Here is a 16871-nt window from a genome sequence, read left to right as displayed (position 1 = left end):
GACTTTCGCTACTGATCGAATGGTCCTCTCTCCAACGGAGTTCCGTCATGAACGAGCAGGCGATGAACCAACAAACCATCCATCAGGCGATCAGCGGCGGCGGGCTTCTGGTCGTTGCGCAATGGGAAGCAAAGCCCGGCGAGGCCGACCGCGTTGCCGAGATCCTGCGCGGCTTCCTGCCGAAAGCACAGGACGAGCCCGGCGTAAAACTGTTTCTGATCAGCCGCGCCAAGGACAATCCGGCCCAGTTCCTGTTCTACGAGCTGTTCCGCGACGAGGCGGCCTTCAAGGCGCATCAGGAGAGCACGCACTTCAAGAGCCATATCGCAGGAGAGGCTCTGCCGTTGCTGGCGAGACGCGAGCGGGCGCAGTATACGCTGATGTAGCCGAGCTTCGCTCGGCACCCTCTCCCACAACAAGGGGAGAAGGTCCTCAGAACCGCGGCAAATCCGGAAACGCCACCTTGCCCGCATGCACATGCATGCGGCCGAGCTCGGCGCAGCGGTGCAGGGTCGGAAACACCTTGCCGGGGTTGAGCAGGCCCTGCGCGTCGAAGGCGCATTTCAGGCGCTGCTGCTGGTTGAGGTCGATCTCGGTGAACATGTCACCCATCAAGTCGCGTTTCTCGATGCCGACGCCGTGCTCGCCGGTGAGCACGCCGCCGAACTCGACGCAGGCGCGCAGGATATCGGCGCCGAAGGCTTCGGCGCGCTCGATCTCGCCGGGCTTGTTGGCATCGTAGAGGATCAACGGGTGCAGATTGCCGTCGCCGGCGTGGAACACGTTGGCGCAGCCGAGCTGGTATTTTTCCGAGAGCTCGCGGATGCGCGCCAGCGCCTTCGGCAGCGCGCCGCGCGGGATCGTGCCGTCCATGCAGAGATAGTCGGGCGAGATGCGGCCCACCGCGGGGAACGCCGCCTTCCGGCCCGCCCAGAACAGATTGCGCTCGGCTTCCGAATTGGAGATCTGCAGCGTCACCGAGCCGCAGCCTCTTGCGATGGTCTCGACGCGCGTGATCAGCTCGTCGACCTCGATCTTGGGACCGTCGAGCTCGATGATGAGCAGCGCTTCGACATCGAGCGGATAGCCGGCGTGAACGAAGGCCTCCGCGGCGTGGATCGCGGGCTTGTCCATCATCTCCATGCCGCCGGGGATGATGCCGGCGCCGATGATGCGCGCCACGCATTCGCCAGCGGCCTCGACCTCTGCGAAGCCGACCATCAGCGCGCGCGCCGTCTCCGGCTTCTGCAGGATGCGCACCGTGATCTCGGTGATGACGCCGAGCAGGCCTTCCGAGCCGGTGATCACACCCATCAAATCGTAGCCCGGGTTCTCCGCCGATTTGCCGCCGATGCGCAGGATCTCGCCGCTCATCAGGACAATCTCGCAGCCGAGCACGTTGTTGGTGGTCATGCCGTATTTCAGGCAGTGCACGCCGCCGGAATTCTCCGCGACATTGCCGCCGATCGAGCAGGCGATCTGCGAGGACGGATCGGGCGCGTAGTAGAAGCCCGCATGCGCGACCGCCTGGCTGATGGCCAGATTGGTGACTCCGGGCTCGGTGACGACGACGCGGTTGTCGAAATCGATCTCGCGGATGCGCTTGAACTTGCCGAGGCCCAGCAGCACGCCGTCCTCGAGCGGCAGCGCACCGCCTGATAGCGAGGTGCCGGAGCCGCGCGGCACCACCTTGATACCTTGTTCTGCACAATATTTCAGGACGAGGGAGACCTGCTCGGTCGTATCCGGCAGCACCACGACCATCGGCGGCTGCCGATAGGCGGTCAGCCCGTCGGATTCGTAGGCCCGCATCTCGGCGGCGCTGTCGATCACGCCTTCGCCGGAGACGATTGCGCGCAATGCGGCGACGATCTCGCTGCGACGCGCCAGTACTGCCTGGTCGCTTACGGGCATCATGATGGCCATATTGCGAAGCCTTCGTCCGACGGAGGGAATTGTCCCGGTAAATCAATCATGTCTTGCCGTCTTTGGGTAGGTCCTCCGAAGGTCGCATTGCTTTGTTGCAGCGCAAGTTCTCTCTGGGGCAAGTCTGCTATCTGGAAACCTGTCAAGGTTTCGCGGCTTGTCCGCTTGCACCGGACCTGCCAAAACCACGACCCTCCATCTGACACGGGAAGAGACGAAGAGCACCCTTATGACAAAACTGACTTTCGGCGCGCTGGTTGCCCTCGCCATGACTGCCGCAGCGTCCACCGCCATATCTTCCAAAGCGATGGCGCAGGACGCCGCCGCGGGCAAGACGTCGTTCAACAAGTGCCTGGCCTGCCACGCGATCGGCGAAGGTGCCAAGAACAAGGTCGGCCCCGAGCTCAACGGTCTCAACGGCCGCAAGTCGGGCACTGCTCCGGACTACAACTACTCGGATGCGAACAAGAATTCCGGCATCACCTGGGACGAAGCCACGTTCAAGGAATACATCAAGGATCCCAAGGCCAAGATCCCGGGCACCAAGATGGCGTTCGCCGGCATCAAGAACGAGACCGAGATCAACAATCTCTGGACCTTCATCTCGCAGTTCGACAAGGACGGGAAGATCAAGCAGTAGGCGCGCGATCGGCGGCCGCTACAGCTTCGGTTCCGATTGAATTGGAACCGAAGCTGTAGCTTTTTGTTCTGACGCGTTTTCTTCGCGCGAACCGGCATCCACTTCGCTCGAAAACGCGCTAATCGGCGGCCGCTTGCGCCGGGACGATTTTTCCGATCATCGTCTCGATCTCGGCCTTCACGAGATCCGGCACGGCGTTCTGCACCATGTGGCCGAGATCTGGCAGCACGATCAGCTTCGCATTCGGCACGGTCGCCGCGAACGGGCGCGCGTGGATGTCGGTCTTCACCGTCTTGTCGGGCTCGCCGGCGATGATCGTGACCGGCGCCCTGATCTCGCCATAGCGCGCGACCTGCGCGGTCACCGCCTCCTTCAGCGTCACCAGATCATAGGCATTGGCGATGAACTCGCGCGGGCGCAGCAGCAGCGGCGTCGCGGAGTCCTGCACGAAACCGTCGGGCATCATCTGCGGCAGGAACACGTTGCGCGCACCGGGTTCAGTGAGGACATACCCCAGCGGCAGCGTGATGGTGTAGGCGAGCAGCGGGCCGAGCACCGGCGTTGCGATGATCTCGTTGTAGCGGCCGACGCCGCCGCGCCAGGGATGGGTAACCGGCGCCAGCATGACGAGCCCGGCGACGCGGCCGGGATGATCGAGCGCAAGGCGCGCGCCGAGCGCCCCGCTCCAGGAGTGCACCACAAAGACCGCACGATCGATCCCGAGCTTGCGAAGCGCCTCGTCGATCATCCGCGCCTGAATCTGCGGCGTCGAATCCTGCCGCCGTGCGCGCGTGCTCCAGCCATGTCCGGGACGGTCGATCAGGATGACGCGATGCTCGCCGGCGAGGAGATCGCCCAGCGGACGGCGCATCGCTTCGAGATTGGAGCTCGCGCCGTGCAGCATCACGATCGGCAGGCCCGTATCGCGCGGACCGATATCGACGACGTGAAGCGTCGCGCCATCGACTTCGATCATCCGGCCCTGCGGTGGATAGGCGCGTTGCACGGCAATGATGCCGGCCTGCGTGACCAGCGCCAGCAGAACCAGCGCCGTCACGACTGACATCACGATCATGGAGACTGTCCGGGCAATCCAGGGCACATCGCAGCTACGGGGTTTGGCAGGTGGCAGTTTCGCTCGGCCGGCTTCGGCAATTCCACCGGAAATGCTGGGCCTGTGGATATGTGCATAATTTCCAATCCAAAAACATCAACGGAATCAACGTTATTCCCAATGACACGCAAGCCTCGGACCAGCTTCATGCGGTCGTCATCGCGGCGTCCATATAATCGCCACGGTCGGTTCCGCCATTTGGACGCGGGTGGGCGCCGATCCTCCTCGCAATCCCAGGGGATGCAGGAAAGACCGGCAGGATTTGTCCTGATTTGAACCGGAGAATTTCGATGAGCTTCAGATCCAATGACACTGCGATCGACGAGATCGTGGCAAGCTGCAACGGCGACCTGCGCGGCGCCGTGCGCGCGCTGCTCCTGATCAACGAGCATCTCGAGACGGAGCTTGCAAAGGCCTACGCCGCAGCGGCCGATCAAGGTCTCGCTGAGCGTGGCGGCAGCGTCCTGCATTAGGACGCTGTCGGCCTAGTTCGTGCTGTCCTCGTCCTTTTCGTCGTCCGGGGCGACGGCGGGACAGGCGCGGATGGTCGAACGGGCAAGCTTGGCGTCGGCCTTGGATTTGTAGGGGCCGTCACCGAACCAGATGTCGCCGATGATCACGGGATTGCTGGTGACGATATTGCATTTGCCGGTGGCGCGGTTGCCGACCACCCAGAACAGACCGTCGGCGAGACTCGCCGTCCCCGACGCCAACAGCAGTACACCTGCGAAGATCAATCGCTTCATGGCTGTGCTCCTGCCATGCAGGTAGGCCTGTGGTGGCGCCGACAATAGTCCTCAAGACGCCGCGCCTCCGATCGTGGTTAATCCGAAGGCGCCGCATTCACTCAAGAAATGGTCAAGTTCTAAAGCATGATCCGGACCCGAAGGGCCGCGTTAGCGCAAAGTGCGAAGCGGTTTTCCGGAAAGATCATGCGTCTACAACAACCTAAAGCGCGATGACGATTCATCCAAATCTCATCGCGCGTTAGGCTAGATGTCGCGGCCTTCGACCTTCTCGGTCAGCGTCTTGACCTGGTCGGGGATCTTCTCGAGGTGCGGATTGACGGCGAGCGCCTTGCGGTAGGCCTCGAGCGCACGCTTCTCGTCGCCGACCTCCTGCATGATCATGCCGAGCCCTGCGAGGGCGCCGAAATGGCGCGGCTCCCGGATCAGGACCTCGCGGATGTCGGCGAGCGAGCGGCCATAATCGTTCTGCATGTAATAGAGCGTGGCGCGCCGGTTCCACGCCTCGACGTAATCGGGCCGTAGCTTGATCACGGAATCCAGCAGCTTGATCGCGATCTCGATCTTCTGCGCGTCGACGGCGGTCTTGGCACGCGCCATCAATAGCGCCGCCGTGTCGCTCGGGGTCTGGATCCAGATCGCCCAGATCCGCGCCTCGACATGCTTGGCGCTGGCCTCATCGGGCGCCGCCTTCAGCGCGCCGAACAGGAAATCGAGATTCTTGCTGCGATCGACCTTGGGCAGCTTGGCAGGTGCTTCCGGGAGCTTCTTTGGCTTGCCGGGCGGGACCTGCCGGTCAACCTGCGCCAGGGCGGGAGCGACGAAGGCCGGCACGACGCCGACCGTTCCCAGCACGAGGGCCAGACACAGGGTACGCGCGAAAGGGAATCTCACTGCCATGGTCAAAGTCTAAACGCGCAAAGCCGCCCTTGCAAAGCAAAGGCGGCGTCAAACTCGTGTGAGACCGTGGTCTTGCGGGGCGCGCTTCGGCCACCGACAGGGCAAAATCAGCCCTGGCGAGCCTTGAAGCGGCGCTGCACCTTGTTGATCACATAGACCCGGCCCTTGCGGCGGACCAGGCGGTTGGCGCGATGGCGACCGCGCAGCGACTTCAACGAGTTACGGACCTTCATGGCGGAATCCTGAACGTTCGAAAGGCCGTGTTCGGCACTACCGTTTCGGCACGCGCGAATGTGGCAAAATGAGATTTTTCCCGCCGGCGGACGACCGCCCGGGACGGGGCGGTTCTTAAGGCATGGTGGGAGGGGATGTCAATGCAAACGGGCCGTTCCACCGCATTAACCTCGGGATAGGACTGAAACGGCCCCATCGCGGCGGCTCAGGCCAGCGACGAAGGCGAGCCTTGCCAATTTCGTTATATCATATAATCAATTTGGCAACCCGTCGGGAGGAAACCAATGCCCAAGCTCAAGCTGCCCAATATCGACGATGTCGTCGCCATCGACATCCACACCCATGCCGAGGAGCCCTGCGGCTGCCACGCCGACGACGGCTATGACGATTTCCAGGCGCAGATGGCGGAATATTTCAAGTCGCCGAACAAGCACCCGCCGACGGTGCCGGAGACCGCGGCCTACTATCGCTCCAAGAACATCGCCGCGGTGATCTTCCCGGTCGACGCCGAGCGCGAGACCGGCTTCCGCCGCTACAACAATTACGAGATGCTGGAGGTCGCCTCCGACCATCTCGACGTCCTCATCCCCTTCGTCTCGATCGATCCACACAAGGGCAAGCTCGGCGCGCGCGAGGCGCGCAAGCTGATCGAGGAATACGGCGTGCGCGGCTTCAAATTCCACCCGACCATGCAGGGCTTCTATGCCAACGACCGCATGGCCTATCCGCTCTATGAAGAGATCAACAATGGCGGCGCGATCGCGCTGTTCCACACCGGCCAGACCGGCGTCGGCTCGGGCATGCCGGGCGGCATGGGCATGCGGCTGAAATATTCCAACCCGATGTACATGGACGACGTCGCGGCCGATTTCCCCGACCTCAAGATCATCCTCGCCCACCCCTCCTTCCCCTGGCAGGAAGAGGCGCTGTCGGTCGCGACCCACAAGCCGAACGTTTACATCGATCTCTCGGGCTGGTCGCCGAAGTATTTCCCGCCGATCCTGGTGCGCTACATCAACTCGATCCTGCAGGACAAGATGCTGTTCGGCTCGGACTGGCCGGTGATCACACCGGACCGCTGGCTGTCGGACTTTGCCAAGATCGAGATCCGCGACGAGATCCGGCCGAAGGTGCTGAAAGCGAACGCAAGGAAGATCTTGGGGATCTGAAGCGCGGCGAGCTGACGTCGGATCGAGCTCTGACAACGGCAGCGCTCTCTCCGTTCCCTCCCCCAAGGCGGGAGGGAGCGCACGCGTCACCGGCATCACCTCACCGATTTTCCTCAGTGAGCAAACACGCTGCGACTCTCATGCTGGCAACGGCGGAACACGCCGCTTCAGGGGTCCCGATGTTCGAGGAATTCCTTCACCGGCCCGATGAAGGGGTGCGCGAACTGGCCGAGCATGCCGCCGGGGATCGGCTTCACCGTACCGTACTTGACCGGCCAGCGGTCTTTGGGCAGGTGCCAGGTTCTGCCCAGCATATCGAACAGCGGCGTGTGTGCCGCATAGTTCTTGTCGATGGCCTCGGCGTCCGAGGCGTGGTGCCAGTGATGGAATTGCGGCGTGACGATCACGTAGCGCAGCCAGCCGACATCCATCTTGATGTTTGAATGGATCAGCACCGATTGCACAGAGATGAAAATGAGATAGGCGAAGATCGTGTCCTGCGGGAAGCCGAGCAGGACGATCGGCACCAGCACCAGGGCGCGCGTTGCCAATGGCTCGAAGAAATGGAGGCGCGATCCCGAGAGCCAGTCCATGTGCTCGGGCGAATGATGGACCGCATGGATTCGCCACAACCACGGCACCTCGTGATAGGCGCGGTGGGAGATGTATTCGACCGCATCGGCCGCCAGGATCATCAGCACGAAGCGGACGATCGCCGGCAGGGCCACGACATGCGCCTGCAGTGACGGGCTGATCGCCCAGGCGAAATAGTCATGGGCAAAATGTGTCGAGACCACCAGGAAGATGCCGATCAGCAGGTGGTTGACACCGAAATAGGCGAGATCGAGCCTCCAGCCGGGGCTGAGCGGCCCTTGCTCCGGCCGCACCCGTGGGAAGACCCACTCGAGCAGCACGAATGCTGCGCCGGTGAAGAATAGATCGAGCACCAGCCAGTCGAGGCCGAGATAGAAGCGCGGCTGGAGAAAATCCGGTGTCGGCACGTAGGGCCCGCCAAGCAGCGTGGCGAGGAAGAGCGCGCTGAGGCCGACCGCAGCGAGCACCCGCGGGCCGCCAAGCACGATCCCGAGGACGCCGAGCCAGGCACCGACGACCATGGCGATCGCGAGGGTGAGGCGGAGCAGCTCGACGTCGTAATGGACGCGCAGCTCGGGCGTCGTGAGAAAGGCCGGGTAGCGCAGGCACAGCACCGCCGCGACGCTGAGCACGCCGATCGCGGCGCAGAGAGAACTGCCGATGCGCCCTTCGCCGATGCGCGGCCTCGAACTTTCTTGAGCCATCAACGGTCTCCCAACAAAGATTCTCAAGCGCGTCAGAATAGGCGCGCCAGAGTTTCTCAAATCCAGCGGCTAGGGCACGTAGATGATCGATAAGAGTTAAAATTGCCGGAAGTCAAAGTCCGCGTTTGGTAAAAAAGCCGACCTCGCGACGGATATCGGTTCACATCACCTAAGGGCCATAAACGAAACAAATACGTCTTTCGAGAAACTATGATCCAAATCGACGGCGTGGAGCCGCGATGCCGTGATTGCGTTCGCGCTCTGCCTCGGTCCAGATTAAACGCTTGAAGAAGGCCTTGCGTCCTTGGCTACTCCCGCCAGTCTCACATCCGTGCAAGCAGCGCTTTATCTCTGCATTGAACCACGACAATGGCATGCCGCGAACATCCGCCGCCGTATCAGGCGCTCCAGATCGCTTTCCCGCCATGTATTGAATTCCTATCACCATACAACATAACGTTGTATTGACGACTCGTTACTCAATATTAAATTCAAAAGCGCAAATGCCCGCAACGGATCAGCGCGTAGGATGGGTTGAGCCCTTGCGAAACCCATCTTGCTTCATCATCGGTAGGCAGTTTGATGGGTTTCGCTTACGCTCTATCCATAGAGCCTCGTCATCGCAAATGATTGATGGGTTTCGCAAGGCTCAACCCATCCTACGAGCTGTCCTTTATCATGGGTCTCATGGTTTGCGGTGGCATAATAGTTGCTCTTTGGCTCAACCGCTCCCGACCGCCAACTGAGACGGCCTACTCGGAGATAATAATGACCGAAAAGTCCGATGCGCGGGAGGGCGCCGAATACATCGTTGGCACCCTGCTTGTCCGAGGTGTGGTCAAACCAGAGGACGTCGAACGAGCCCATAATATTGTCGAGGAAGAACTCGCCGCTTGGCTGACCATCAGGGAAATGAACAAACTCTGGCCGTTCGCAAGTTAGCTAGTGAGCCGTGCCCGCAAAGGGTCACAAGCCGCCGATCACGCTTGCGCGTGGTAGACTTCCGCTGTGCTTTGGTAAGCTGACGATGACGCGCACTCCCCCAGGCGGAGTTCTTGTGACCACAACGGCCCGAAAGGACAGCCCATGAGCATCAAAGCCGTCGTCTTCGACGCCTACGGAACGCTCTACGACATCCAGTCGGTCGCTGACATCACCGAGGATGCGTTTCCGGGCTATGGCGAGATCATCACGCAAATCTGGCGCATCAAGCAGCTCGAATACACCTGGCTGCGCTCGCTGATGCAGCGCTACCAGGATTTTACCGCCGTTACGCGTGACTCGCTTGCCTATACGCTGCGCGTGCTCGGCCTCGCCTATGAGAGCGATGCATTCGAGCGCGTGGTCGAAAAGTATTTGCATCTCGATCTCTATCCGGATGCGACGGCTGCGCTTGCTGCGCTGAAGCCGCTAAAACTCGCCATCCTCTCCAATGGCAGTCCGGACATGCTGAACGGGCTGGTGCGCAACTCCGGTCTCGACCGCCTGCTCGATGCCACCATCAGCGTCGATGCGAAGAAGGTCTTCAAACCGAGCCCGCAAGCGTATGAGCTGATCGGCGAGGTGCTCGGCACCGCGCCGGATGAGGTTCTGTTCGTCTCCTCCAACCCGTGGGACGTCGCCGGCGCGAAATCCTTTGGCCTCAACGTCGCCTGGATCGAGCGGGTGACGCCGGAGGCGATGGCGCTGGCTTGCGTCGAGAACGAACTCGTGGCACCGCTGACCATGTTCAAGGCGATCCGCACCCAGATGGACGAGCTCGGCTTTGCGCCGGATCACCGGGTCCGCTCGCTCTCGGTGCTGCCCGGGATTGCCTGAGAGATCGTTGCCCGCCCGTGAGAAGTGAATGAGCCTGGAATCCGTTCGTGCCTTTTTCGCCGAAAAAGCCCCCGACATCTCCGTCATCGAATCGCCGATCAGCTCGGCGACCGTGACGCTGGCCGCCGAAGCCTATGGCGTCGAGCCCGGAATGATCGCCAAGACGCTGTCATTGCGGATCGGCGAGCGCGTCATCCTGATCGTCGCGGCCGGCACCTCGCGCATGGACAACAAGAAGGTGAAGGCGCAATTCGGCGGCAAGCCGAAGATGCTGGGGCTGGAAGAAGTCGCCGAGATCACCGGCCACGAGGTCGGCGGCGTCTGCCCGTTCGGACTGAAGGCACCGTTACCGATCTATTGCGACGTGTCGCTGAAGGCCTTTGACGTCGTGGTTCCGGCCGCGGGCTCGACCCACAGCGCCGTGCGCATCACGCCGGACCGGATGGCCGAGCTGACCGCGGCTGAATGGGTCGATGTTTGCGAGCATCGGCCTTAGAGCCGGCTAATCATCCTCATCGTAAGGTCGCGGCGGCGCATACGGAGACGGCGGCGCAGCGTTGTAACGCGACGGCGGCGCAGCGCGACCGCGCGGAACCTGCTGCTGCGGCTGCATCTGATTATTCGATTGGAACACCGCGCGGCAGGCGCTCGAGAGCTGTGGCGTGTTCTGCTGCAGACAAGCCGTGATGCGGCTCACGTCCGGGATCTGGTCGCTGCACAGGCGCCACACATCCGGCGTGCAGGCCATCTGCTGCTCCATGGTTCCACGATATTCCTGGGCGAATGCTGCGCCCTGCGCGACGATGCCGCCGATCGCGAGCGCCACACCCAGCGCAATCCGCTCTGTTCGCATGTCCCGATCCTTCTCGATTCCCTCGAATTCTCATCAATCAATGAGGCGGGACCCGGTTCTGGACCAACAACAAAATGTGAAAGCGCTGCTGGAACCTACTCCACCTTGCCGATCTTCTTCACGGCCGCGATCAGTCGCGTGCTGTCGGTCGCGACGAATTGCGCGAAAGCCGGCGCATCCTGATAGGCGACGAGACTTCCCGAAGTTTCAAACGCCTTGAGCACATCGGGACTCGTCATCACCTGCGCCATCGCCTCGCGCAGGCGGGTCGCGATCGGCGCGGGAAGAGAACTCTGTGCAAAGAGCCCGGCCCAGATATACATCTCGACGTCCTTGTAGCCGAGCTCCTGGAAGGTCGGCACGTCTGGAAAGCTCGCGATGCGCTGCGCGCCGCAATTGCCGAGCACGCGCAGCTTGCCGTCGTCGACCTGCGGCTTCAGCGTCCCCGGTGCCGCGGCGATCGCCTGCACCGTGCCGCTGAGGATCGCAGTCAGCGCGGGACCTGCGCCGCGGAACGGCACATGCAGCAGCTTGATGCCGGCGCTGTTCGCGAACATCTCCATCGCCACATGCAGCGTGCCGTAAGGTCCCGAGGAGCCATAGGTGATCTGGCCCGGGCGCTTCTTCGCGTCCTCCACAAATTCCTGCGCCGTCTTCCACGGCGCCGAGGCCGGCACCGCGAGCAGCGTGGGATCGGCGAGCACGCGTGCGATCGGCATGAACTGCGAGACCTCATAGGCGACGGGACGGTCGAACAGCCGGTCGGCCTCAGGCAGCACTGCAAGGGACGACAGCGTCATCAGCAGCGTATAGCCGTCGGGCTCGGCGCGCGCCGCCGCAGCATTGCCGACCGATCCTCCGCCGCCGCCGGCGCGGTTGTCGACGATGACGGGCTTGCCGAGGATCCGCTCCAGCGCCATGGCCACCGGGCGGGCCGCGAGATCGGCCTGGCCGCCGGCCGGAAACGGCACGATCAGGGTGATGTTGCGCACCGGATAGGTTTGCGCGAAGGCCGGATTCGGCAACGCAGCCCGCAGCAACGGCAGTGCGGCAACGGCGCGCAAGAGATCGCGTCGGTCCATGATGGTGCCTCCCCCTGTTTTTCTTTGTTTCGCCGGCCAGCCTAGCGTGGCGACCGGCAAGAACAAGACGTTTACGAAGCCTTAACCATGTCCGGCCCGCGCCCCGGAACGCCGCACCAAAGCCACCGTTGCCTTCCCAGATCCGCTTGGCAGGGAGTGTGCCATGGGAAAACTCGCGACCATCGACGTCGCCCTGGACGAGATGCTGGTGAATCTCGCCGCGATCGTCCTGCGGCTGTCAGGGCCCGAAATGACGCGAACGCCGGAAGCGCGGCGCGCGCTGGCGCAATCGGTCCATCAATACGGCGTGTGCGCGGCGCGATCGACCGACCCGCGCGTTCATGAGTTGAAGTCGCGGCTGGAAGAGACGCTGAAGCCGAACTTGCGCATTGTCGCGATCGACGGGGTGAAGGTGTCGTAGTCGGACCACCGTCATTGCGAGGAGCTCTTGCGACGAAGCAATCCAGAATCCCTCCGTGGAGACACTCTGGATTGCTTCGCTGCGCTCGCAATGACCGGCGGCGTTAAAGCCTCTCGGCCTACGACGCCTTGGTCTTCCCGCGCGGCCGCCGCTTGCAGGTGCCCGGCAGTTCTGCCGCCAGGAAATCGCCGAGCGCCTCGACGCGTGCGGGGCGCGGGCCGCCGGGCGGCGTCACCAGATGCACGGCGCCTTCGGCCTGCTTCCAGTCCTTCAGGATCACTTCGACCTCGCCGGACGAGATCGCCTCGCCGACGATGAATTCGGGCAGCTCGGCGATGCCGAGGCCCGCGATCAATGACGGCATCACGGCTTCACCATTGTTGACGCGAAGCTGTCCGCCCGGACGCACGCTGGCCTGCTCGCCGGCCGAATTGGTGTAGTGCCAGATGTTGGGCGTCGACATGTAGGCGTAGCTGAAGCATTTGTGCTCGGCCAGATGCATCGGATGCGTCGGCCGTCCATGGCGCTTGAGATAGGACGGCGCGGCCACCGTGAAGCGCGGCATGGTGAAGAGCCGCCGCGCGATCAGCGAGGAGTCCGGCAGCCGCGCGATCCGCACCGCCATGTCAAAGCCCTCCCCGATCAGATCGACGGTCGCATCGCTCAAGTGCAGGTCGACCGAGACTTCCGGATAGGCCTTGAAGAACTCCGGCAACAGCGGCGCGACCGCCTTGATCCCGAATGTCATGGGCACGGCGAGCCGCACCAGGCCGCGCGGCGCCACCGATTGCGCCAGTGCTTCATTCTCGGCTGCCTCGCCGTCAACGAGCAGGCGCGTCGCCCGTTCGGCCAGCTTGTGCCCGGCATCGGTCAGCGCGAGGCGGCGCGAGGTGCGGTTGAAGAGCCGGGCGCCGAGCCGCTCCTCGAGCCGCGTGACCGCCTTGGACACGGTTGCCTTGGACATCGCCAGCTCGCTCGCGGCCCCCGCAAACGACCGTAATTCCACGACTTTTGCGAAAATCGCGAGCGCCTCGAAATCGGGAAGTTTCGCCATGGGGTCGATCCAATCGGGATACTTAAGGAAACAATGCGTTTCAACAGTTTCTATTTCTATACCACAGGCGGAGGCTTATCCAAGGGGTCAATCGCAAACGGAATGGAGACATCCAATGACCAAGAAGCTCTCAGGCAAGGTTGCCCTCGTCACCGGCGGCTCGCGCGGTATCGGCGCAGCGTCGGCCCGCGCGCTCGCCGATGAAGGCGCTGACGTCGCCATCAGCTATGTCGCCTCGCCCGACAAGGCCGAAGCCGTCGTCACCGAGCTCAAGGCCAAGGGCGTCAAGGCGCGTGCTTTCAGGGCCGACCAGGCTTCCGCGAAGGACGTGACGCAACTCGTCAAGGACGTGGCGAAGGAGTTCGGCCGTCTCGACATCCTCGTCAACAATGCCGGCGTTGCCGCCGGCGGCGCGACCGACGACGCCAATGCGGACACCGACGCGCTGGCCCGCCAGGATCAGGTCAACGTGCATGGCGTGATCGCGGCGATCCGCGCCGCCTCGCAGTTGATGGGTGAAGGCGGCCGCATCGTCACCGTCGGCTCGATGCTGGCTGACCGCGCCTCGTTCCCGGGTCTTGCGGACTACGTTGCCACCAAGGCGGCCGTGGTCGGCTACACCAAGGGCGCAGCGCGCGACCTCGGCCCGCGCGGCATTACCGTCAACGTGGTGCAGCCCGGCTCGATCAACACCGACATGAACCCGGACGACGACCGCGACTTCGCGGAGGCCCAGCGCAAGCAGCACGCGCTGCAACGCTTCGGCCGCCCCGAGGAAGTCGCCGCCGGAATCGTGTTCCTCGCAAGCCCGGAAGCCTCCTTCGTCACCGGCACCGTGCTCAACGTCGACGGCGGGTTCGGCGCCTGATCAAGGCGCCACCGTCCAACCCAAGGAATTACGCAAAGGAATTACGCAGATGATCGAACTCAGACCTTTCGACAAGCTCGGCGGCGCCGATCACGGCTGGCTCAAGGCCAAGCATCATTTCTCCTTCGCTGGCCATTACGATCCGAACAACATGGGTCACGGCTCCTTGCGGGTGTGGAATGACGACGAGATCGCGCCGAACACCGGCTTTCCCGCCCATCCTCACGCCAACATGGAAATCATCACCTATGTGCGCGAGGGCGCGATCACCCATCAGGACAGCCTCGGCAACGAGGGCCGCACTGAGGCGGGCGACGTGCAGGTGATGAGCGCCGGCAGCGGCATCCGCCACTCCGAGTACAATCTCGAGCCGACCAGGACGCGGATCTTCCAGATCTGGATCGAGCCGACGGCTCGCGGTGGACAGCCGACCTGGGGCTCGAAGCCGTTTCCGAAGGCGGACCGCTCCGGCAAGCTCGTCACCATCGCGAGCGGGATCGCAGGTGACGCGGACGCGCTTCCGATCCGCGCCGATGCGCGGGTGCTCGCCACCACGCTTCGGGCCGGCGAGAGCGCGGAGTACGCGCCGCAGAAGTCGCGGCATCTTTATCTGGTGCCTGCCGCAGGTTCGGTCGAGATCAACGGCGTGCGCGTCAATGCCCGCGATGGCGCTGCGATCCGCGACGAGGACACGCTGAAGATCACGGCGCTGGAAGACACCGAGCTCGTGCTCGTCGACGCGGCGTAACAACGCTCTCCGTCATGGCCGGGCATAGCCGTCCGAAGGACGGCGTCGCTTCCGCTCGCCTATGTCCCGGCCATCCACGCCTCTCTACGCGGAACACAAGTACGTGGATGCCCGGGACGTCTAGCGCGAAGACGCGCTTCGCGCTTCTGCCCGGGCATGACGGCCGAACCTTCTTTGAACATCGATCCCAACGGAGACCACCATGACCAAAGTTCTCGTCCTCTATTATTCCGCCTACGGCCATATCGAAGCGATGGCGAACGCCGTCGCTGAAGGCGCACGCGAAACCGGCGCCACCGTCGACATCAAGCGCGTGCCCGAGCTGGTGCCGGCCGAGGTCGCGAAAGCCTCCTATTACAAGATCGATCAGGCGGCGCCGATCGCCAAGATCGAGGACCTCGCCAATTACGACGCGATCATCGTCGGCACCGGCACCCGCTTCGGCCGCATGGCCTCGCAGATGGCGAACTTCCTCGACCAGGCCGGCGGCCTCTGGGCCAAGGGCGCGCTGCACGGCAAGGTCGGCGGCGCCTTCACCTCGAGCGCGACCCAGCATGGCGGCCAGGAGACGACGCTGTTCTCGATCATCACCAACCTCTTGCATTTCGGCATGGTCGTGGTCGGCATGAACTACGGCTTTGCCGGTCAGATGAAGCTCGACGAGGTCACCGGCGGTGCGCCCTACGGCGCCACCACGATCACCGGCGGCGACGGCAGCCGCCAGCCCAGCGCCAACGAGCTCGCCGGCGCGCGCTATCAGGGCCGCCAGATCGCGGAGACCGCCAGGAAGCTACATGGCTGAGCCGCGCGGCTGACGCGGCGCGGGGCGGCGTTCTCTTTCGGGAATGCCGCCCTCAAGCCCGTTCGGCTTTCTTCCTGACGAGATCGCGGCCGATCGGGCGCACCGGCTCGCTGCGCAGCACCAGCGAGGTCGTGACTGCGCCAAAGCCTGCAATGCGATCCACAATCGTCTCCAGATCTTCCGGCGCCGGAACGAGCACCTTGAGCACGAAGCAATCATCGCCGGTCACGCGATGGACCTCGATGATGTACGGAATCTCCGCGAAGCGCTTCAGGCACGTCTTGATGTGTTCATGCGTGGTGTGCAAGCGCACCAGCGCCATCAGGCCGAGCCCGAGGGCGCGCGGATTGATCCGGGCGCCGTAGCCTTCGATGATGCCGGCTTCCTCGAGCCGCTTGACGCGCTCGGAGATCGCCGGCTGGGACAGCCCGACGGACCGGCCAAGCTCGGACAGCGGCACGCGCGCATTGGCTTGCAGCGCCTCCAGGATCTTCAGGTCCTTGGCGTCGATGCTCCCGAAACGATCCAAGACAATTCTCCATTCCACCTTGAGATCATCGGCACATGATCGATTCCGCCGATGACTTGCCATGTCACGCAGCACCGCGAACGGCCACACTGCGCCTTTCTCTCAGATATCACGGGACGACCATGCACGACATCATCACCTTGCCCGGCCTCGGCGGCTCCGGCGACACCCATTGGCAGACGATCTGGGAGCGCGGTGACGCGCGCTTCACGCGGTTTCAGCCGGCGAGCTGGGACCAACCCGACCGCGACGATTGGGAGCAATCGCTGGAGCAGGCAGTCGGGCGCTGTGCGAAGCCGCCCGTGCTGATCGCTCACAGCCTCGCCTGTCTGCTGGTGGCGCATTGGGCCGCTCGCTTCCCATCCGCGATCGCGGGCGCGTTTCTGGTCGCGGTGCCGGATCCGGACGGCGTCAATCTTCCCGCGGAGGCTGCCGCGTTCAAGCCGGTCCCGGATCGCGCGCTGCGCTTTCCCTCGCTCATCATCGCCAGCACGAACGATCCCTATGGCGGGCTCGAGATGACGCGCCGACGGGCGCGCACCTGGCAGTCCGGCGTGATTGTGCCGGGCGCGCTCGGCCACATCAATGCGTCGAGCGGGCTCGGCGACTGGCCGCAGGGACGCGCGTTGCTGGATGCCTTCCGCGCGGGCCTTCCGAGGTGACGCGCAC

Annotated in this window: 22 protein-coding genes; 12 read left to right on the top strand and 10 right to left on the bottom strand. The window is 63.4% G+C overall.

Going from position 1 to position 16871, the window contains the following annotated elements:
- Nucleotides 1-62 precede the first annotated feature (62 nt).
- Nucleotides 63-386 (top strand): putative quinol monooxygenase, encoded by a 324-nt coding sequence (locus tag RAD15_RS18140; RefSeq protein ID WP_458179505.1) that lies wholly within the window; start codon nucleotides 63-65, stop codon nucleotides 384-386.
- Between the two features lie 46 nt (nucleotides 387-432).
- Here the strand turns inward: RAD15_RS18140 and RAD15_RS18135 are convergent, their stop codons facing one another.
- Entirely contained in the window at nucleotides 433-1926 is a 1494-nt protein-coding gene (locus tag RAD15_RS18135) for an FAD-linked oxidase C-terminal domain-containing protein (protein WP_458179504.1), read from the bottom strand.
- A gap of 229 nt (nucleotides 1927-2155) precedes the next feature.
- On the opposite strand from RAD15_RS18135, the gene cycA reads away from it, so the two are divergent.
- A complete protein-coding gene (gene cycA, locus RAD15_RS18130; protein ID WP_458179503.1) occupies nucleotides 2156-2566 on the top strand; it encodes a cytochrome c-550 CycA in 411 nt (136 codons plus the stop codon).
- A 118-nt stretch (nucleotides 2567-2684) separates the two neighbouring features.
- Here cycA and RAD15_RS18125 read toward each other — a convergent pair whose 3' ends face one another.
- Nucleotides 2685-3641: an alpha/beta fold hydrolase gene (locus tag RAD15_RS18125; RefSeq protein WP_458179502.1), complete on the bottom strand. Its 957-nt coding sequence runs from the start codon at nucleotides 3639-3641 to the stop codon at nucleotides 2685-2687.
- A 329-nt stretch (nucleotides 3642-3970) separates the two neighbouring features.
- Here RAD15_RS18125 and RAD15_RS18120 point away from each other — a divergent pair, with 329 nt between their 5' ends.
- A complete protein-coding gene (locus RAD15_RS18120) occupies nucleotides 3971-4153 on the top strand; it encodes a hypothetical protein (protein WP_458179501.1) in 183 nt (60 codons plus the stop codon).
- A gap of 12 nt (nucleotides 4154-4165) precedes the next feature.
- Here the strand turns inward: RAD15_RS18120 and RAD15_RS18115 are convergent, their stop codons facing one another.
- The 3 genes from RAD15_RS18115 to ykgO form a co-directional block, all read right to left on the bottom strand.
- Nucleotides 4166-4426 carry a hypothetical protein gene (locus RAD15_RS18115; protein ID WP_458179500.1) on the bottom strand — a complete coding sequence of 87 codons (261 nt, stop codon included), beginning with the start codon at nucleotides 4424-4426 and terminating at the stop codon, nucleotides 4166-4168.
- 246 nt (nucleotides 4427-4672) lie between these two features.
- Complete coding sequence (locus RAD15_RS18110; protein WP_458179499.1) at nucleotides 4673-5326, bottom strand: tetratricopeptide repeat protein; 654 nt, start codon at nucleotides 5324-5326, stop codon at nucleotides 4673-4675.
- Nucleotides 5327-5433: 107 nt separating this feature from the next.
- On the bottom strand, nucleotides 5434-5559 hold the full coding sequence (ykgO, locus tag RAD15_RS18105; protein WP_006611362.1) for a type B 50S ribosomal protein L36: 126 nt from the start codon (nucleotides 5557-5559) through the stop codon (nucleotides 5434-5436).
- 285 nt (nucleotides 5560-5844) lie between these two features.
- Between ykgO and RAD15_RS18100 the strand changes: the two genes are divergently transcribed.
- Nucleotides 5845-6729 carry an amidohydrolase family protein gene (locus RAD15_RS18100; protein ID WP_458179498.1) on the top strand — a complete coding sequence of 295 codons (885 nt, stop codon included), beginning with the start codon at nucleotides 5845-5847 and terminating at the stop codon, nucleotides 6727-6729.
- A 167-nt stretch (nucleotides 6730-6896) separates the two neighbouring features.
- Here the strand turns inward: RAD15_RS18100 and RAD15_RS18095 are convergent, their stop codons facing one another.
- Nucleotides 6897-8027, bottom strand: coding sequence for a sterol desaturase family protein (locus RAD15_RS18095; protein ID WP_458179497.1), 1131 nt, complete (start codon nucleotides 8025-8027; stop codon nucleotides 6897-6899).
- A 768-nt stretch (nucleotides 8028-8795) separates the two neighbouring features.
- Between RAD15_RS18095 and RAD15_RS18090 the strand changes: the two genes are divergently transcribed.
- From RAD15_RS18090 to RAD15_RS18080, 3 genes are all read left to right on the top strand, one after another.
- Complete coding sequence (locus RAD15_RS18090; RefSeq protein ID WP_458179496.1) at nucleotides 8796-8969, top strand: hypothetical protein; 174 nt, start codon at nucleotides 8796-8798, stop codon at nucleotides 8967-8969.
- 144 nt (nucleotides 8970-9113) lie between these two features.
- Complete coding sequence (locus RAD15_RS18085) at nucleotides 9114-9845, top strand: haloacid dehalogenase type II (protein WP_458179495.1); 732 nt, start codon at nucleotides 9114-9116, stop codon at nucleotides 9843-9845.
- A 28-nt stretch (nucleotides 9846-9873) separates the two neighbouring features.
- Nucleotides 9874-10341, top strand: a complete 468-nt coding sequence (locus RAD15_RS18080) for a YbaK/EbsC family protein (RefSeq protein ID WP_458179494.1) — start codon at nucleotides 9874-9876, stop codon at nucleotides 10339-10341.
- 6 nt (nucleotides 10342-10347) lie between these two features.
- On the opposite strand, the gene RAD15_RS18075 is transcribed toward RAD15_RS18080, so the two are convergent.
- Nucleotides 10348-10698 (bottom strand): hypothetical protein, encoded by a 351-nt coding sequence (locus tag RAD15_RS18075; RefSeq protein ID WP_458179493.1) that lies wholly within the window; start codon nucleotides 10696-10698, stop codon nucleotides 10348-10350.
- Between the two features lie 95 nt (nucleotides 10699-10793).
- A complete protein-coding gene (locus RAD15_RS18070) occupies nucleotides 10794-11780 on the bottom strand; it encodes a tripartite tricarboxylate transporter substrate binding protein (protein ID WP_458179492.1) in 987 nt (328 codons plus the stop codon).
- Nucleotides 11781-11943: 163 nt separating this feature from the next.
- Between RAD15_RS18070 and RAD15_RS18065 the strand changes: the two genes are divergently transcribed.
- The gene (locus tag RAD15_RS18065) at nucleotides 11944-12201 is read left to right on the top strand and encodes a hypothetical protein (protein WP_458179491.1); all 258 of its coding nucleotides are present in this window, start codon (nucleotides 11944-11946) and stop codon (nucleotides 12199-12201) included.
- 118 nt (nucleotides 12202-12319) lie between these two features.
- On the opposite strand, the gene RAD15_RS18060 is transcribed toward RAD15_RS18065, so the two are convergent.
- Entirely contained in the window at nucleotides 12320-13255 is a 936-nt protein-coding gene (locus tag RAD15_RS18060; protein ID WP_458179490.1) for a LysR family transcriptional regulator, read from the bottom strand.
- 115 nt (nucleotides 13256-13370) lie between these two features.
- Here RAD15_RS18060 and RAD15_RS18055 point away from each other — a divergent pair, with 115 nt between their 5' ends.
- The 3 genes from RAD15_RS18055 to wrbA all read left to right on the top strand — a co-directional run bounded on the left by RAD15_RS18055 (nucleotide 13371) and on the right by wrbA (nucleotide 15673).
- Nucleotides 13371-14123 carry an SDR family NAD(P)-dependent oxidoreductase gene (locus tag RAD15_RS18055; RefSeq protein ID WP_458179489.1) on the top strand — a complete coding sequence of 251 codons (753 nt, stop codon included), beginning with the start codon at nucleotides 13371-13373 and terminating at the stop codon, nucleotides 14121-14123.
- 49 nt (nucleotides 14124-14172) lie between these two features.
- Nucleotides 14173-14871, top strand: a complete 699-nt coding sequence (locus tag RAD15_RS18050; protein ID WP_458179488.1) for a pirin family protein — start codon at nucleotides 14173-14175, stop codon at nucleotides 14869-14871.
- A gap of 202 nt (nucleotides 14872-15073) precedes the next feature.
- Nucleotides 15074-15673 carry an NAD(P)H:quinone oxidoreductase gene (gene wrbA, locus RAD15_RS18045; protein ID WP_458179487.1) on the top strand — a complete coding sequence of 200 codons (600 nt, stop codon included), beginning with the start codon at nucleotides 15074-15076 and terminating at the stop codon, nucleotides 15671-15673.
- A gap of 52 nt (nucleotides 15674-15725) precedes the next feature.
- Here the strand turns inward: wrbA and RAD15_RS18040 are convergent, their stop codons facing one another.
- The gene (locus tag RAD15_RS18040; protein ID WP_458179486.1) at nucleotides 15726-16202 is read right to left on the bottom strand and encodes an Lrp/AsnC family transcriptional regulator; all 477 of its coding nucleotides are present in this window, start codon (nucleotides 16200-16202) and stop codon (nucleotides 15726-15728) included.
- 122 nt (nucleotides 16203-16324) lie between these two features.
- Here RAD15_RS18040 and RAD15_RS18035 point away from each other — a divergent pair, with 122 nt between their 5' ends.
- On the top strand, nucleotides 16325-16864 hold the full coding sequence (locus tag RAD15_RS18035; protein ID WP_458179485.1) for an RBBP9/YdeN family alpha/beta hydrolase: 540 nt from the start codon (nucleotides 16325-16327) through the stop codon (nucleotides 16862-16864).
- Nucleotides 16865-16871: the final 7 nt, after the last annotated feature.

Source organism: Bradyrhizobium sp. 14AA (assembly GCF_054185205.1).
The sequence above is the reverse complement of the archived record's forward strand: the minus strand, read 5'-3'. Positions and strand labels throughout refer to the sequence as shown.

What these genes read in the sequence shown, in the direction of transcription:
- RAD15_RS18080 (WP_458179494.1), top strand. Translation starts at nt 9,874, where the DNA reads ATGAGCCTGGAATCCGTTCGTGCCTTTTTCGCCGAAAAAGCCCCCGAC.
- RAD15_RS18070 (WP_458179492.1), bottom strand. Translation starts at nt 11,780, where the DNA reads ATGGACCGACGCGATCTCTTGCGCGCCGTTGCCGCACTGCCGTTGCTG.
- RAD15_RS18115 (WP_458179500.1), bottom strand. Translation starts at nt 4,426, where the DNA reads ATGAAGCGATTGATCTTCGCAGGTGTACTGCTGTTGGCGTCGGGGACG.
- RAD15_RS18140 (WP_458179505.1), top strand. Translation starts at nt 63, where the DNA reads ATGAACCAACAAACCATCCATCAGGCGATCAGCGGCGGCGGGCTTCTG.
- RAD15_RS18050 (WP_458179488.1), top strand. Translation starts at nt 14,173, where the DNA reads ATGATCGAACTCAGACCTTTCGACAAGCTCGGCGGCGCCGATCACGGC.
- cycA (WP_458179503.1), top strand. Translation starts at nt 2,156, where the DNA reads ATGACAAAACTGACTTTCGGCGCGCTGGTTGCCCTCGCCATGACTGCC.
- RAD15_RS18075 (WP_458179493.1), bottom strand. Translation starts at nt 10,698, where the DNA reads ATGCGAACAGAGCGGATTGCGCTGGGTGTGGCGCTCGCGATCGGCGGC.
- RAD15_RS18135 (WP_458179504.1), bottom strand. Translation starts at nt 1,926, where the DNA reads ATGGCCATCATGATGCCCGTAAGCGACCAGGCAGTACTGGCGCGTCGC.
- RAD15_RS18120 (WP_458179501.1), top strand. Translation starts at nt 3,971, where the DNA reads ATGAGCTTCAGATCCAATGACACTGCGATCGACGAGATCGTGGCAAGC.
- RAD15_RS18085 (WP_458179495.1), top strand. Translation starts at nt 9,114, where the DNA reads ATGAGCATCAAAGCCGTCGTCTTCGACGCCTACGGAACGCTCTACGAC.
- RAD15_RS18125 (WP_458179502.1), bottom strand. Translation starts at nt 3,641, where the DNA reads ATGATCGTGATGTCAGTCGTGACGGCGCTGGTTCTGCTGGCGCTGGTC.
- RAD15_RS18055 (WP_458179489.1), top strand. Translation starts at nt 13,371, where the DNA reads ATGACCAAGAAGCTCTCAGGCAAGGTTGCCCTCGTCACCGGCGGCTCG.
- RAD15_RS18100 (WP_458179498.1), top strand. Translation starts at nt 5,845, where the DNA reads ATGCCCAAGCTCAAGCTGCCCAATATCGACGATGTCGTCGCCATCGAC.
- ykgO (WP_006611362.1), bottom strand. Translation starts at nt 5,559, where the DNA reads ATGAAGGTCCGTAACTCGTTGAAGTCGCTGCGCGGTCGCCATCGCGCC.
- wrbA (WP_458179487.1), top strand. Translation starts at nt 15,074, where the DNA reads ATGACCAAAGTTCTCGTCCTCTATTATTCCGCCTACGGCCATATCGAA.
- RAD15_RS18095 (WP_458179497.1), bottom strand. Translation starts at nt 8,027, where the DNA reads ATGGCTCAAGAAAGTTCGAGGCCGCGCATCGGCGAAGGGCGCATCGGC.
- RAD15_RS18090 (WP_458179496.1), top strand. Translation starts at nt 8,796, where the DNA reads ATGACCGAAAAGTCCGATGCGCGGGAGGGCGCCGAATACATCGTTGGC.
- RAD15_RS18065 (WP_458179491.1), top strand. Translation starts at nt 11,944, where the DNA reads ATGGGAAAACTCGCGACCATCGACGTCGCCCTGGACGAGATGCTGGTG.
- RAD15_RS18060 (WP_458179490.1), bottom strand. Translation starts at nt 13,255, where the DNA reads ATGGCGAAACTTCCCGATTTCGAGGCGCTCGCGATTTTCGCAAAAGTC.
- RAD15_RS18110 (WP_458179499.1), bottom strand. Translation starts at nt 5,326, where the DNA reads ATGGCAGTGAGATTCCCTTTCGCGCGTACCCTGTGTCTGGCCCTCGTG.
- RAD15_RS18035 (WP_458179485.1), top strand. Translation starts at nt 16,325, where the DNA reads ATGCACGACATCATCACCTTGCCCGGCCTCGGCGGCTCCGGCGACACC.